This is a genomic window from Citrobacter sp. Awk 4 (genome assembly GCF_028069725.1).
In the GTDB taxonomy this organism is placed as follows: Bacteria; Pseudomonadota; Gammaproteobacteria; order Enterobacterales; family Enterobacteriaceae; genus Citrobacter_D.
Map to the genome: position 1 here is coordinate 36,812 of NZ_JANEWG010000013.1, position 13,811 is coordinate 50,622.

Here is a 13,811-nt window from a genome sequence, read left to right on the forward strand (position 1 = left end):
TCAACAGACAATCAGCGTACCCGTTGCCCCAATCTGATGGTCGCAGCCACGTTTCGCGCGGTCATCCGCACATTCTCGGCAGCATTTTTCAGCGCATCGTCCAGAGTGCAAATGTTATAAATCACGCTAAATACGGCATCGATGCCATGTTGGTGCACCACGCCGACGTCTGCCGTTAAACTCCCGGCAATGCCTATCACCGGCTTATTGTAACGTTTCGCGATGCTGGCGACGCCAACGGGGACTTTGCCATGAATTGTCTGGCTGTCGATACGCCCTTCCCCGGTGATCACCAAATCCGCATCAATGACACAGGCATCCAGATGCAGAGCATCAGTCACTATCTCAATCCCACTACGTAATTCAGCGCCACAAAACGCGTACAGGGCGGCCCCCATCCCCCCCGCAGCACCACCACCAGCAAGCTCAGAGACATCAACATCCAGATCGCGGGCAATCAACTGCGCATAGTGCGCCAGTGCCTTATCCAGGCGAGAGATCATTTCCGGCGTCGCCCCTTTCTGTGGGCCAAATACAGCCGACGCCCCCTCGTTTCCGGTTAATGGGTTAGTCACATCGCACGCCACGTCAATGTGGCACGCGGCAAGGCGTGTATCCAGTTGACTGATATCGATCTGTGCCAGTGCTTCCAGCGCTGCGCCGCCCGCCGCTATCTCGTTTTGTTGAGAATCCAGTAATCTTGCGCCCAGCGCCTGCATCATGCCCGCGCCGCCATCATTCGTGGCGCTACCGCCAAGGCCAATTATGATGTGTTCGACGCCTGCATCTAAGGCGTAGCGAATAAGCTCACCCGTCCCCCACGAAGTCGTTTTGAGCGGATCGCGCAGTCCTGGCGGGACGTGTTCCAGACCGCTGGCGGCAGCCATTTCGATGAAGGCTGAGCGCTCATCGCCAGACAACCCGTAAAATGCGTCAACAGGCTTACCCAGAGGTCCCGTCACCTTAACATGTACAATTCGCCCCGCCGTCGCCTCAACCATAGCCTCGACCGTCCCTTCTCCACCGTCAGCAACCGGAATCTTCACGTAATCCGCGTCAGGCCAGATTTCGCGAAACCCCTGCTCAATGGCGGTCGCCACTTCAAGAGCACTCAAACTTTCCTTATATGAGTCCGGCGCGATCACTATTTTCATAAAGCATCCTTAATACAGGTCGACTCTGTTAAGCATACACTTGGTTTAGTGATAAAAACTGCCGGTTCCCTTCGAAACCGGCACCTTGCTTAACGCACCATGCACGGGCGCTTGTTGTCGAATGTCCAGTTAGGGATCAGGTACTGCATCGGACCGGCGTCATTACGCGCACCACCCGCAGCTTTTGCTGCAGATGTTTAACGCTCGCGCAAACTGAACGTCACAGGCATCATCCGGTGCATAACGTTTTGTTGAATGGCAAAAGACAGGAGACCCCCTCATTAGGGGTCTGGATTCAGGAAAGTAGCGTGCCCCAGTGTTCAACCCAGGGATTTGATTCGCTTTCGGGTTCCGGATGTTCGCCAGCATCAATCAGCAACATTTCTCCCACCCGTTGCGCGCTTTGTTCCTGCAATAACGCGTCAAATTGCTTACCGCCGTTACAGAAATTGGTGTAGCTACTGTCACCCAATGCAATCACGCCATAGCGCAGATTTGGCTGAAAGCCGAGACTCTCTTTGATGCCCTGGAACAACGGCACAATACTGTCGGGAAGATCGCCCTGACCTGTCGTTGAGGTGACCACCAGAACGACTTTATCCTGATACGGCTGCCAGTCGGTCAACTCGGGATCTTCAAACACCTTAGCCTTATGACCCTGCGCGGTAAGGATAGCTTCCGCCTCCTCCGCAACCAGCAACGCGTTTCCATACATTGTGCCGACAAAAATACCAATTTCCGCCATGACGATTTTCTCCCTGAATTAAACCTGATGATGCTCATCCTGACTGGACGGCTCACTAAACTCAACCCTTTCATTCTCAGGGAGAAGTCCGCGCCAGCCAAACTGTGATAATGCCTGCATCCAGACCGCATCCAGCCCGGCACGAATCGTCAGCGGTTCGCCAGTGAATGGATGTGTCAGCGCAAGCTGGCTCGCATGCAGCATCAATCTCTGGCAACCAAAATGCTCTGCCGCACTGCGGTTCTGGCGCAAATCGCCGTGTTTGCTGTCACCAATAATGGGATGGCGCAAATGCGCCAGATGGCGTCGGAGCTGGTGCTTGCGACCTGTTTTGGGATCAAGCTCGACTAAACCATAACGGGTCGTGGGGTAACGCCCGGTCGCCACCGGCATTTCAACAGTCGCCAGACCACGATAATGCGTCACCGCAGGCTGCGGGCCTTTATCATCACGGGCAAACTTATCGGCAATTTTATCCAGCTCTTCCACCAGCGGGTAGTCCAGTACAGCGTCATCCATTAACCAGCCACGGACAATCGCATGGTAGCGTTTCTGAATTTGGTGCTGTTCAAATTGCTGCGCAAGCCGACGCCCGGCTTCGCTGGATAACCCCATCAGCAGTACGCCGGAGGTGGGTCTGTCGAGTCGATGAGCGGTAAAGACATGCTGACCAATCTGGTCACGCACCGTTTGCATCACCACGACTTTTTCATCGCGATCCAGCCAGCTACGGTGCACTAACCAACCGGAGGGCTTATTCACAGCAACCAGCCACTCATCCTGGTAAAGAATTTCCAGCATCAGGCTTTATCGCTCGTGAACAACGCATCCAGTTCCTGCAACGCCTGCAGGAGTATTTCGCGCTGCGGATGATCGGCCTCCAGCGCCATTTCATAATAAGGGGCGATAGCAAAAGCGTCCGGGAGCGGCTGCGCGTCGTCGATCAACGCATGCATACGGGGGATTAGCACCCATTGCAACCATTCGACAGGCGCCATGGTATCCATACAAAAAGGCTGTGTGCTGGTAAACAGGTGAGATTGTGGTTCATCCATTCTCCAGTGTTGATGTTCACGCAGTAAAGCTTCAAGCGCATGTAACTGCTGGCGCACACGTTCATGAGTCGTCACGATAAAAACCTCATTGATGAAAAACTGGCGCGAAGAATAGCATTTATAGACGGGCAAATAAAAAAAGGGAGCACTGTAAAAACAGTGCTCCCGGTTCGTTTCGCAGCAATCCAGCTACTTTTGGTGCTCCCTGCTCATCCATGACAACTTTTCCTGTGGTCTTACGACCTGTTCATCCTGAACATTAGCATCCTGCTTCACACCACCCCGGTGCGATCAACTTCATCCTGAAGTTTCCCGGTCATCCTAACCCACCGAACGTCCCGACCGGCTCTCGTTCTCCCTCCTGGAGGTGTCCTTTAACGCATCCTGCGCTATCCTCTTCACTTCATCCTGAAGCCTTTCCTTGCTACACCGTCCTGGTGTGTCCTGTTGAAGTGTCATCATCCTGATGTTCACTTCGGTGTGCGACTCCTTGTCGACGGACATAGAATCGCCTGTTTCGTCATGTCTTACAAGGCGCTTACAGGCAATACCTTAAGGATATTTTCATTTGAAAGTGAGCAAAAAATAAATAAGTTATTGATTAATATTTATTTAATAAAGTTTTATAGGGTTAAGTATTTACTTATATCCTGGCGATCTCTTACAGGGTTTGTAAGAGATCTCTCACAAAGAAATGGGCGACAGGGATTACAGAAGAGGCTTAAGTTGAGTGAGAAATTCCGCAAGAGAAGCGGCCAGCACGTGGCGATTACGCGTGCCCAGCGTCTCTTTGCATACTTCTCCAGAAAGATTGCACACTGAAATGACCTCGAGTTCATTTTCCAGGGTGGCAATAAAAAGCGTCGGTGATAACTTGAGACGTTTCTGTGTGACCAGATGACCGATCAGGTTTTCCTGAACTCGTCTGAAATCATCCACACTCCAGGTTTGCAACAGCGTCAATGTCTGATCGGCAAATTGCGCGTGCATATCCCCGGCGAACTGGGTGGTATAAAACGAATGAATTGCTGGTTGTATCACAATATCAAAAGCCCGTTCAACGGCGTTTACATTCGCCTCTCCTTCAAAAGGTTGCGGCTGCCAGTACACCGCCTCACCGGTTGAAGAAATAACACAAGGTGAAGGAACGCCGTAGAGTTCTTCGCTCAACGGCCAACTGTCATGTTTTTCATGCCATGCATCACAATAGCGTGTTGTAAAGGCCTTCAGGGCCTGTGCTGTCTGTTCGTCCACCGATTTCTCTCTTAACAAAAGCCAGGATACACTTGACGCATAGTGTATCTGGTTTATGACGGTGAAACATGTCTTCTTATGAAAACCATCAGGCGCTTGACGGCCTGACTCTCGGTAAATCAACAGATTATCGGGATATTTACGACGCAAGTTTGTTGCAGGGCGTCCCGCGCAGCCTGAATCGCGATCCGCTGGATTTAAAAGCAGATAATCTGCCTTTTCACGGCGCGGATATCTGGACGTTGTATGAACTGTCATGGCTGAATGCGAAAGGGTTGCCGCAAGTCGCCGTGGGTCATGTCGAGCTGGATTACACCAGCCTCAATCTGATTGAATCAAAAAGCTTTAAGCTCTACCTGAACAGCTTTAACCAGACACGCTTTGAGCGTTGGGAGGATGTCCGCCGAACGCTGGAAAACGATCTGCGCGCCTGCGCCCAGGGCGATGTCAGCGTTGCGTTGTACCGGCTTGATGAACTGGAAGGACTACCCATCGCTCATTTCCACGGTAGCTGCATCGACGATCAGGATATCGCTATTGATAACTATCAGTTCAGCACCGACTATCTGGAAAATGCCGCCAGTGGCGAAAAAGTGGTAGAAGAGACGCTGGTCAGCCACTTGTTGAAATCTAACTGCCTGATCACTCACCAGCCAGACTGGGGCTCCATACAAATTCAGTATCGCGGCCGAAAAATTGATCGTGAGAAATTGCTACGTTACCTGGTCTCTTTCCGCCATCACAATGAGTTCCACGAACAGTGTGTGGAGCGGATTTTCAACGACATTTTGCGCTTCTGCCAGCCGGAGAAACTGAGTGTCTACGCGCGCTACACACGACGCGGCGGCCTGGATATTAACCCCTGGCGTACCAACACTGATTTCGTGCCTGCCATCGGAAGACTGGTCCGTCAGTAATCTTTTTTTCTCAATTTTGCGCGCCGGATTCCGCGCGCAAGGTTGTGAAAGGTCATAAGCCAGCGCTATTGTAATCATTAGGGAATGACGTGTTGCGTCCCATAAGGAGTTTACTTGATTACACATATTAGCCCGCTTGGCTCAATGGACATGTTGTCGCAGCTGGAAGTCGATATGCTTAAACGCACCGCCAGCAGCGACCTTTATCAACTGTTTCGTAACTGTTCTCTTGCTGTACTGAACTCCGGCAGTTTGACCGACAACAGCAAAGAGCTGCTGTCTCGTTTTGAAAATTTCGACATCAACGTACTCCGTCGCGAGCGTGGCGTGAAGTTAGAATTGATTAACCCACCTGAAGACGCTTTTGTTGACGGCCGTATTATCCGTGCTCTGCAGGCCAACCTGTTTGCCGTGCTGCGCGACATTCTTTTTGTAAACGGCCAGATGCATAACGCAGGCCGTTTGCAGCGTCTTAATCTCGACAGTTCTGTCCACATCACCAACCTTGTGTTCTCCATTCTGCGTAACGCCCGTGCGCTGCACGTCGGGGAAGCGCCGAATATGGTGGTGTGCTGGGGCGGTCACTCCATTAACGAAAATGAGTACCTGTATGCGCGCCGCGTTGGCACCCAGCTAGGTCTGCGTGAGCTGAACATTTGCACCGGCTGTGGACCGGGCGCGATGGAAGCCCCAATGAAAGGTGCCGCAGTAGGCCACGCGCAACAGCGCTATAAAGACAGTCGTTTTATCGGTATGACAGAGCCGTCCATTATTGCGGCGGAACCGCCTAACCCGCTGGTCAATGAACTGGTCATCATGCCCGATATCGAAAAACGGCTGGAGGCGTTTGTTCGTATCGCGCACGGTATCATCATCTTCCCAGGCGGCGTCGGCACGGCGGAAGAGTTGCTGTATCTGCTGGGAATACTGATGAACCCGGCGAATAAAGATCAGGTTCTGCCGCTGATCCTTACCGGACCCAAAGAGAGTGCGGACTACTTCCGCGTGCTTGATGAGTTTATTGTGCATACGCTGGGCGAAGAAGCGCGACGTCATTATCGCATCATCATTGATGATGCGGCGGAAGTGGCGCGACTGATGAAAAAAGCGATGCCGCTGGTCAAAGAGAACCGTCGTGATACCGGTGACGCCTACAGCTTCAACTGGTCCATTCGTATTGCGCCGGATCTGCAACTGCCGTTCGAACCATCGCATGACAACATGTCGAACCTGAAACTGTATCCCGATCAACCGGTTGAGATCCTGGCGGCAGACCTGCGCCGCGCCTTCTCTGGAATCGTTGCGGGTAACGTTAAAGAAGTCGGCATTCGCGCCATCGAAGAGTTTGGCCCGTATAAAATCCACGGCGATCGCGAGATGATGCGCCGTATGGATGACCTGCTACAGGGCTTTGTCGCGCAACACCGCATGAAGTTGCCTGGCTCCGCCTATATCCCCTGCTATGAGATTTGCAGGTAATTCTCATGCCCGGCAGCGCCAGCTGTCGGGCCTTACTCCTCTCCCGAAAATCCAGTTTTTTTAGTGATACCAGTCACATAGAAAATCTCTATTCGTTAATTCCGCTTACCTTTCCGCTAAAACCCAGAAAAAAGCAAACGTTTACTTTACGAGTGAAACCGCGATTTATCACAATAAACCATCATTCTCCGCGAGAATTCACCAGGATCAGTGCAATTTATAGCCAAATATGGGTGTCTCATGACCTGTCATTTCTGGATGCATCTCGTTAATAGTATCTTTCTCAACCATAAATCCGTCTTGATGATTTTTTGACAGATTAATGGTCCAAATTTATCCACACAAAAGGTGGATTATTGCATTTGAGATCGCGATCACTGATACATTCATAACTTAAATGTATCTTTCCGCCCTCAAATTATTACGGCGAAAAATTATATAAAAATCGTCGCTTAACAAATTTCATTTTACGGTCAGGCTTCTTTTTTATTGGTTAAGACCAAAAACCTGACATTTAAATTCCTCCAGGAGAAATAGATGGAAACCACCCAAACCAGCACTATCGCTTCGGGCCAGACCCGTAGCGGATGGCGCAAGACGGACACCATGTGGATGCTCGGTCTGTACGGCACCGCAATCGGCGCAGGCGTTCTGTTCCTGCCTATTAACGCCGGCGTTGGCGGTATGATCCCGCTGATCATCATGGCTATCCTCGCCTTCCCGATGACCTTCTTTGCCCACCGTGGCCTGACCCGCTTCGTGCTGTCCGGTAAAAACCCGGGCGAAGACATCACAGAAGTAGTTGAAGAACACTTCGGCGTTGGCGCAGGTAAACTGATTACCCTGCTCTATTTCTTCGCTATCTACCCGATTCTGTTGGTCTACAGCGTTGCGATCACCAACACCGTTGAAAGCTTTATGACTCACCAGTTACAGATGACAGCACCGCCGCGTGCGATTCTGTCGCTGATCCTGATCGTCGGTATGATGACCATCGTTCGTTTTGGCGAGCAGATGATCGTGAAGGCGATGAGTATTCTGGTATTCCCGTTCGTTGCAGCCCTGATGTTGCTGGCACTTTACCTGATCCCTCAGTGGAGCGGCGCGGCGCTGGAAACCCTGTCCTTTAGCTCTGCAACCACGACCGGTAATGGTCTGTGGATGACTCTGTGGCTGGCAATCCCGGTGATGGTTTTCTCCTTTAACCACTCCCCGATCATCTCCTCCTTCGCGGTCGCAAAACGTGAAGAGTACGGTCAGGAAGCTGAGAAGAAGTGTTCTAAAATCCTGGCGTGCGCACACGTGATGATGGTACTGACGGTCATGTTCTTCGTCTTCAGTTGCGTACTGAGCCTGACCCCAGCAGACCTGGCTGCCGCGAAAGCACAGAACATCTCTATTCTGTCCTACCTGGCAAACCACTTTAACGTATCGTTTATCGAATGGATGGCACCGATCATTGCGATGATTGCTATCACCAAATCCTTCCTTGGCCACTACCTGGGCGCACGTGAAGGCTTTAACGGGATGGTTATCAAGTCACTGCGTGGTAAAGGTAAATCCATTGAAATCAATAAACTGAACAAAATCACGGCGCTGTTCATGCTGGTTACCACCTGGATCGTGGCAACCCTGAACCCAAGCATCCTGGGCATGATTGAAACTCTGGGCGGCCCCATCATCGCGATGATTCTGTTCCTGATGCCGATGTATGCAATCCAGAAAGTACCTGCAATGCGTAAGTACAGCGGCCACATCAGCAACGTATTCGTTGTCGTGATGGGTCTGATTGCTATCTCTGCGATTTTCTACTCTCTGTTCAGCTAAGTTCTTAAGCGCCGCTTGCGGGCGGCGCCTGTTTCCGACACAACCGCAATGGATGCCTTATGATTAGCGTATTCGATATCTTCAAAATCGGCATTGGCCCTTCCAGTTCCCACACTGTCGGACCAATGAAAGCGGGCAAACAATTCACGGATGACCTGATTGCACGCAACTTACTCACTGATGTCACCCGCGTAGTGGTGGATGTTTACGGTTCACTGTCATTGACGGGGAAAGGCCACCACACCGACATCGCCATTATTATGGGCCTGGCGGGAAATCTGCCGGACACCGTCGACATCGATTCAATTCCTTCCTTTATTCAGGATGTGAATACCCACGGGCGTTTGCTGCTGGCAAATGGTCAGCATGAAGTTGAATTCCCGGTAGATAAGTGCATGAATTTTCATGCCGACAACCTGTCTCTCCATGAGAACGGGATGCGTATTACGGCACTGGCAGGCGAAAAGGCCATTTACAGCCAGACTTACTATTCCATCGGCGGTGGTTTCATCGTTGATGAAGACCATTTTGGTATGCCGAACAGTGCGCCGGTTAACGTACCGTATCCGTATAAATCGGCTGCCGACCTGCAAAAACACTGTCAGAAAACGGGATTGTCGCTTTCCGGTCTGATGATGCAAAACGAGCTGGTGCTACACAGCAAAGAAGAACTGGAACAGCACTTTGCCAACGTCTGGGAAGTGATGCGCGGCGGTATTGAGCGCGGTATCACCACCGAAGGCGTACTGCCGGGTAAACTGCGCGTTCCACGTCGTGCCGCAGCACTACGTCGTATGCTGGTCAGCAGCGATAAAACCACCACCGACCCGATGGCGGTCGTTGACTGGATCAATATGTTCGCACTGGCCGTTAACGAAGAAAACGCCGCCGGTGGACGCGTGGTCACGGCGCCAACCAACGGCGCCTGCGGTATTGTTCCGGCAGTGCTGGCGTATTACGACAAGTTTATTCGCGAAGTAAACGCTAACTCACTGGCGCGCTACATGCTGGTCGCCAGCGCGATTGGTTCTCTGTACAAGATGAATGCCTCTATTTCCGGTGCGGAAGTGGGTTGTCAGGGTGAAGTCGGCGTGGCGTGCTCTATGGCCGCAGCAGGTTTAGCCGAGTTGCTGGGCGGTAGCCCGACTCAGGTGTGCATTGCCGCAGAAATCGGCATGGAACACAACCTCGGTCTGACCTGCGATCCGGTTGCCGGTCAGGTACAGGTTCCTTGTATTGAGCGTAACGCGATCGCCTCTGTGAAAGCGGTCAATGCCGCCCGCATGGCGCTACGTCGTACCAGTGAGCCGCGTGTGTGCCTCGACAAAGTGATCGAGACCATGTACGAAACCGGTAAAGACATGAACGCCAAATACCGTGAAACCTCTCGTGGCGGTCTGGCCATGAAGATTGTCACCTGCGATTAATCTTTAATCTCCCCAAAGGGCTTCGTTTTGCGAAGCCCTTTCCCATTTTCGCCGCTGTTAATAGCCTGACTTTGCCGTGAATGTTACCCTTAGCGCATGATCTATCAGGGAGAACACCGTGGCCGTCCATCTGCTTATTGTCGATGCTCTTAATTTAATTCGCCGTATTCATGCGGTTCAGGGTTCTCCCTGCGTCGAAACCTGTCAGCGCGCGCTCGATCAGTTAATCATGCACAGCCAGCCAACACACGCTGTCGCCGTGTTTGATGACGAAGCACGCAACGATAGCTGGCGCCACCAGCGACTCCCGGATTACAAAGCGGGCCGCCCGCCAATGCCTGACGACCTGCATCGCGAAATGCCCGCGTTACGCGCCGCCTTTGAACAGCATGGGGTATCCTGCTGGGTCTCCGACGGGAATGAGGCCGATGATTTAGCGGCTACCCTCGCCGTAAAAGTCACCCAGGCCGGGCACCAGGCCACCATCGTCTCGACCGACAAAGGCTACTGTCAGCTACTTTCTCCCACATTGCGTATTCGTGATTATTTCCAAAAACGGTGGCTGGATGCCCCTTTTATTGAAAAAGAGTTTGGTGTGCTGCCTCAGCAGCTACCCGATTACTGGGGACTGGCGGGAATCAGCAGTTCGAAAGTACCCGGCGTCGCCGGGATAGGCCCGAAAAGCGCCACCCAACTGTTGATTCAGTTTCAGACGCTGGAAGGGATCTATGCGCATTTAGACGACGTACCGGAAAAGTGGCGGAAAAAACTTGAAGCGCATAAAGAGATGGCGTTTTTATGCCGTGACATTGCCCGCCTGCAAACAGATTTACATCTCGATGGAAATTTACAGCAGCTTCGGCTGGCGCGGTAACGGTGCTGCCGGATAGCGGTACAAACACCGTATCCGGCCAACAAAATGCCCCACACTGTAAGCCGGATATGCGCAGCACCATCCGGCGATTTTTACCCCGCCCAATTACCAGGCAGTATGGTACAACTCGACGATATCGGACAGACTCGCTTCACGCGGGTTACCGCCAGTGCAAACATCGTCAAACGCAGCCTGTGCCAGCGCCGGAATATCCTCTTTAAGCACACCGACGTCGCGCAGATGCAACGGGATACCGACATCGCGGTTGAGGGCAAAGACGGCATCAACCGCTGCATTGCGTGCCTCTTCCAGGCTCAGGCGTTCTACGTTTACTCCCATGACTCTGGCAATATCACGGAATTTTTCCCCGGTAAATTCCGCGTTATAGCGCATGATATGGGGCAGCAGAATCGCATTGGCGACACCATGAGGCGTGTTATAAAACGCGCCGAGCGGATGTGCCATCCCGTGTACCAGTCCCAACCCGACATTGGAAAAACCCATGCCGGCAACGTACTGCCCCAACGCCATGGCTTCTCCTGCCTCACGTTCTCCGGCAACAGACCCCCGCAGCGCGCCAGCAATAATTTCAATCGCTTTAATATGCAGTGCATCGGTCAGAGCCCAGGCGGCACGCGTAATATACCCCTCAATAGCATGCGTCAGCGCATCAACGCCGGTTGCCGCTTTGAGCGCTGCAGGCATACCGTCCATCATGTCGGCATCAATAAACGCGACCTGAGGAATATCATGCGGATCCACACAGACAAACTTGCGCCGCTTTTCTTCATCGGTGATCACGTAGTTAATCGTGACTTCGGCCGCTGTACCCGCCGTGGTAGGGATCGCCATAATCGGCACGCTCGGGTGGCGTGTCGGTGACAGCCCTTCCAGGCTGCACACGTCGGCAAACTCCGGGTTATTGCTGATAATACCGATTGCCTTGCAGGTATCCTGTGGGGAACCACCGCCGACAGCAATGAGATAATCCGCCCCGCTTTGCTGGAATACGCTCAGCCCCTCTTTGACGACACCGATAGTCGGATTTGGGATCACGCCGGAATAAATCTCCCAGGCCAGCCCTGCTGCATCCATCTTATCGGTGACTTTCGCGACCACGCCGCACTGCACCAGCGTTTCATCGGTCACAATCAGTGCCTTAAGGTAACCACGGCGCGTCACCTCGCCGGTTAACGCCTCGACCGCCCCACGGCCAAACCATGCCGTTTCATTCAGAATCATTCTGTTCGCCATCGTCCGTCTCCTTTTCGCCTTGCGAAATTACTCTTCAATACGTAACCCGTAGGTTTTAAATTTCTCCAGTACCACGGCAATTTCTTCATCATCCAACACCGGTACAGGGTCGGTAATCGCCAGCGTACTGAGGTAAAGCTGCGCCAACACTTCCACTTCATGTGCCAGCCACAGGGCTTTTTCCAGATTAACTTCACAGGCGATGAGTCCGTGATGTTGTAACAGCGTTGCTTTGCGATCTTTTAACGCCGTTACGACGAATTCGGACAGGGCCTGCGTTCCAAATGTGGCATACGGAGCACAAGGAATAGAGTTTCCGCCTGCGGCGGCAATCATGTAGTGGATCGCCGGGATAGGACGGTTGAGGATCGAGACAGCTGTACAATGAATGGCGTGATTATGTACCACAGCATTGGCATCGGGCCGCGTCTGGTAGGCCGCAAGATGAAAACGCCATTCGCTGGAGGGTAGCTGCCCTTCTGCATATTTCCCATTGTTATCAACATACACGATCATATTTTCAGTTAGCCGCTCATAAGGAATTCCGCTCGGCGTAATTAACATACCTTGTTCATAGCGGGCGCTCACATTACCTGCGGTGCCTTGATTTAAACCAAGGCGCGTCATTTCAAGACAGGTTTCAATTATTTCACGAGATAAACGAGTTCTTTCCATCTTTATTCTCCGGGTACAGTCCCCCTCGTCTTTATCGCAAAAAAGCACAACCGCAAATAAAGACGGGTCAGGTTTCAGGTAAGGGCAGCCACTGAATAATTTTATTCTGCTTCATATGGCTGTTTTATTTATATTACTGCTGTGTATTATTTTTGTCGTACACGCTTGATAAGTTTCATTTCAACTTTTACCGTCTTTTTAATTGGCCGTTCCTCAATAGCACTCAACATCATTTCGAATGCTTTTTCCGCCCAGGCATTTTCATCCTGTTGCATCGACCATACATTATTGGACAGAAACCCCAGCATGGGGTGTTCATCGAATGTGCCAATGTTAATCTCCGGTGGAACCACACCGAAACGATCGCGAATCGCGCTGACAGCCCCCTCCAGTACCGGCAACGATGAGGCGATAAACGCCTGCGGGCAGCCCCATTCACTGATCAACCGCTCCATAATCAGATAGCCACCTTCAGGTGTATTAACGGGGCCTTCGCGAACCCATTCCCGATGGCAAACACCGTGTTTTTCCAGTGCGTTAAGATAACCGGTAATACGGTCGCTAATACTGGGTAACCCGGCATCGCCAACTAAAAGCCATACTGGCGATTTACCGGCATCCAGTATGCTTTGCGTTAATTTTTCACCACCAGCAATATTGTGACTTTCGACCAGGGCGTTATCCGTATACTTAAAATCACGGTCAAGTAACACCATTGGTTTTCTGACCTGGCGTAAATGATGCTGTTGGTTTTCTAATGTTGACGGCACAATAAAAAGTCCGTCAACATTCCTGGCAATTAACGCTTTTGTTAATTTATTTTCGTAATCAACATCATCATAAGTACAACTAATCGTTAATTGATAACCCGAACGACGGCAGCGTTGTTCAAGTTTTTCAGCAAGCGTCGCAAAAAAGACGTTAGAAATATTGGGCACGATCAAACCCAACGTGTCCGTCTTATTAAGCTTCAGACTCCGGGCCGAATGATTAATCACATAACCATATCGTTCTACATACTCATTGATGCGCGTTTGTGTTTTGACGCTGATCCTATACTGTTCAGCTTTTCCATTTAGCACCAGTCTTACGGTTGTCACCGATAAATCCAGATCACTGGCTATCTGTTCTACTGTTTTAGCCATTTATG

13 protein-coding genes and 1 pseudogene are annotated in these 13,811 nt (G+C 51.6%); 5 read left to right on the forward strand and 9 right to left on the reverse strand.

The genetic code is table 11. The annotated features are described in order from the left end of the window. Positions 1–11: 11 nt before the first annotated feature. From NNO04_RS07680 to syd, 6 genes and pseudogenes are all read right to left on the reverse strand, one after another. On the reverse strand, positions 12–1,154 hold the full coding sequence (locus tag NNO04_RS07680; RefSeq protein ID WP_271444156.1) for a glycerate kinase: 1,143 nt from the start codon (positions 1,152–1,154) through the stop codon (positions 12–14). An 89-nt stretch (positions 1,155–1,243) separates the two neighbouring features. After that, positions 1,244–1,339 (reverse strand): annotated as a pseudogene (locus NNO04_RS07685) (hypothetical protein); the annotation flags it as partial. 110 nt (positions 1,340–1,449) lie between these two features. After that, positions 1,450–1,899, reverse strand: a complete 450-nt coding sequence (locus NNO04_RS07690; RefSeq protein WP_271444157.1) for a flavodoxin — start codon at positions 1,897–1,899, stop codon at positions 1,450–1,452. A gap of 18 nt (positions 1,900–1,917) precedes the next feature. After that, positions 1,918–2,700 carry a tRNA pseudouridine(65) synthase TruC gene (gene truC / locus NNO04_RS07695; RefSeq protein ID WP_271444158.1) on the reverse strand — a complete coding sequence of 261 codons (783 nt, stop codon included), beginning with the start codon at positions 2,698–2,700 and terminating at the stop codon, positions 1,918–1,920. Then, the gene (locus NNO04_RS07700; protein WP_271444159.1) at positions 2,700–3,029 is read right to left on the reverse strand and encodes a YqcC family protein; all 330 of its coding nucleotides are present in this window, start codon (positions 3,027–3,029) and stop codon (positions 2,700–2,702) included. The genes truC and NNO04_RS07700 overlap by 1 nt, the downstream gene beginning before the upstream one ends. 633 nt (positions 3,030–3,662) lie before the next feature. Further along, on the reverse strand, positions 3,663–4,208 hold the full coding sequence (gene syd / locus NNO04_RS07705; protein ID WP_271444160.1) for a SecY-interacting protein: 546 nt from the start codon (positions 4,206–4,208) through the stop codon (positions 3,663–3,665). Positions 4,209–4,276: 68 nt separating this feature from the next. Here syd and queF point away from each other — a divergent pair, with 68 nt between their 5' ends. The 5 genes from queF to xni all read left to right on the forward strand — a co-directional run bounded on the left by queF (position 4,277) and on the right by xni (position 10,732). Then, positions 4,277–5,125 (forward strand): NADPH-dependent 7-cyano-7-deazaguanine reductase QueF, encoded by an 849-nt coding sequence (queF, locus tag NNO04_RS07710; protein ID WP_271444161.1) that lies wholly within the window; start codon positions 4,277–4,279, stop codon positions 5,123–5,125. A 114-nt stretch (positions 5,126–5,239) separates the two neighbouring features. Then, complete coding sequence (ppnN, locus tag NNO04_RS07715) at positions 5,240–6,604, forward strand: nucleotide 5'-monophosphate nucleosidase PpnN (protein WP_271444162.1); 1,365 nt, start codon at positions 5,240–5,242, stop codon at positions 6,602–6,604. Positions 6,605–7,141: 537 nt separating this feature from the next. Beyond that, positions 7,142–8,431: an HAAAP family serine/threonine permease gene (locus NNO04_RS07720; RefSeq protein ID WP_271444163.1), complete on the forward strand. Its 1,290-nt coding sequence runs from the start codon at positions 7,142–7,144 to the stop codon at positions 8,429–8,431. A gap of 59 nt (positions 8,432–8,490) precedes the next feature. After that, positions 8,491–9,858: an L-serine ammonia-lyase II gene (gene sdaB, locus NNO04_RS07725; RefSeq protein ID WP_271444164.1), complete on the forward strand. Its 1,368-nt coding sequence runs from the start codon at positions 8,491–8,493 to the stop codon at positions 9,856–9,858. A 118-nt stretch (positions 9,859–9,976) separates the two neighbouring features. Continuing rightward, a complete protein-coding gene (xni, locus tag NNO04_RS07730) occupies positions 9,977–10,732 on the forward strand; it encodes a flap endonuclease Xni (RefSeq protein ID WP_271444165.1) in 756 nt (251 codons plus the stop codon). Between the two features lie 105 nt (positions 10,733–10,837). Here xni and fucO read toward each other — a convergent pair whose 3' ends face one another. The 3 genes from fucO to NNO04_RS07745 form a co-directional block, all read right to left on the reverse strand. Further along, on the reverse strand, positions 10,838–11,986 hold the full coding sequence (gene fucO, locus NNO04_RS07735; RefSeq protein ID WP_271444166.1) for a lactaldehyde reductase: 1,149 nt from the start codon (positions 11,984–11,986) through the stop codon (positions 10,838–10,840). Between the two features lie 27 nt (positions 11,987–12,013). Continuing rightward, complete coding sequence (fucA, locus tag NNO04_RS07740) at positions 12,014–12,661, reverse strand: L-fuculose-phosphate aldolase (RefSeq protein WP_271444167.1); 648 nt, start codon at positions 12,659–12,661, stop codon at positions 12,014–12,016. A gap of 146 nt (positions 12,662–12,807) precedes the next feature. Further along, entirely contained in the window at positions 12,808–13,806 is a 999-nt protein-coding gene (locus NNO04_RS07745; RefSeq protein ID WP_271444168.1) for a LacI family DNA-binding transcriptional regulator, read from the reverse strand. Between the last annotated feature and the right edge of the window lie 5 nt (positions 13,807–13,811).

What these genes read in the sequence shown, in the direction of transcription:
- NNO04_RS07680 (WP_271444156.1), bottom strand. Translation starts at nt 1,154, where the DNA reads ATGAAAATAGTGATCGCGCCGGACTCATATAAGGAAAGTTTGAGTGCT.
- NNO04_RS07690 (WP_271444157.1), bottom strand. Translation starts at nt 1,899, where the DNA reads ATGGCGGAAATTGGTATTTTTGTCGGCACAATGTATGGAAACGCGTTG.
- truC (WP_271444158.1), bottom strand. Translation starts at nt 2,700, where the DNA reads ATGCTGGAAATTCTTTACCAGGATGAGTGGCTGGTTGCTGTGAATAAG.
- queF (WP_271444161.1), top strand. Translation starts at nt 4,277, where the DNA reads ATGTCTTCTTATGAAAACCATCAGGCGCTTGACGGCCTGACTCTCGGT.
- NNO04_RS07720 (WP_271444163.1), top strand. Translation starts at nt 7,142, where the DNA reads ATGGAAACCACCCAAACCAGCACTATCGCTTCGGGCCAGACCCGTAGC.
- sdaB (WP_271444164.1), top strand. Translation starts at nt 8,491, where the DNA reads ATGATTAGCGTATTCGATATCTTCAAAATCGGCATTGGCCCTTCCAGT.
- fucO (WP_271444166.1), bottom strand. Translation starts at nt 11,986, where the DNA reads ATGGCGAACAGAATGATTCTGAATGAAACGGCATGGTTTGGCCGTGGG.
- fucA (WP_271444167.1), bottom strand. Translation starts at nt 12,661, where the DNA reads ATGGAAAGAACTCGTTTATCTCGTGAAATAATTGAAACCTGTCTTGAA.
- NNO04_RS07745 (WP_271444168.1), bottom strand. Translation starts at nt 13,806, where the DNA reads ATGGCTAAAACAGTAGAACAGATAGCCAGTGATCTGGATTTATCGGTG.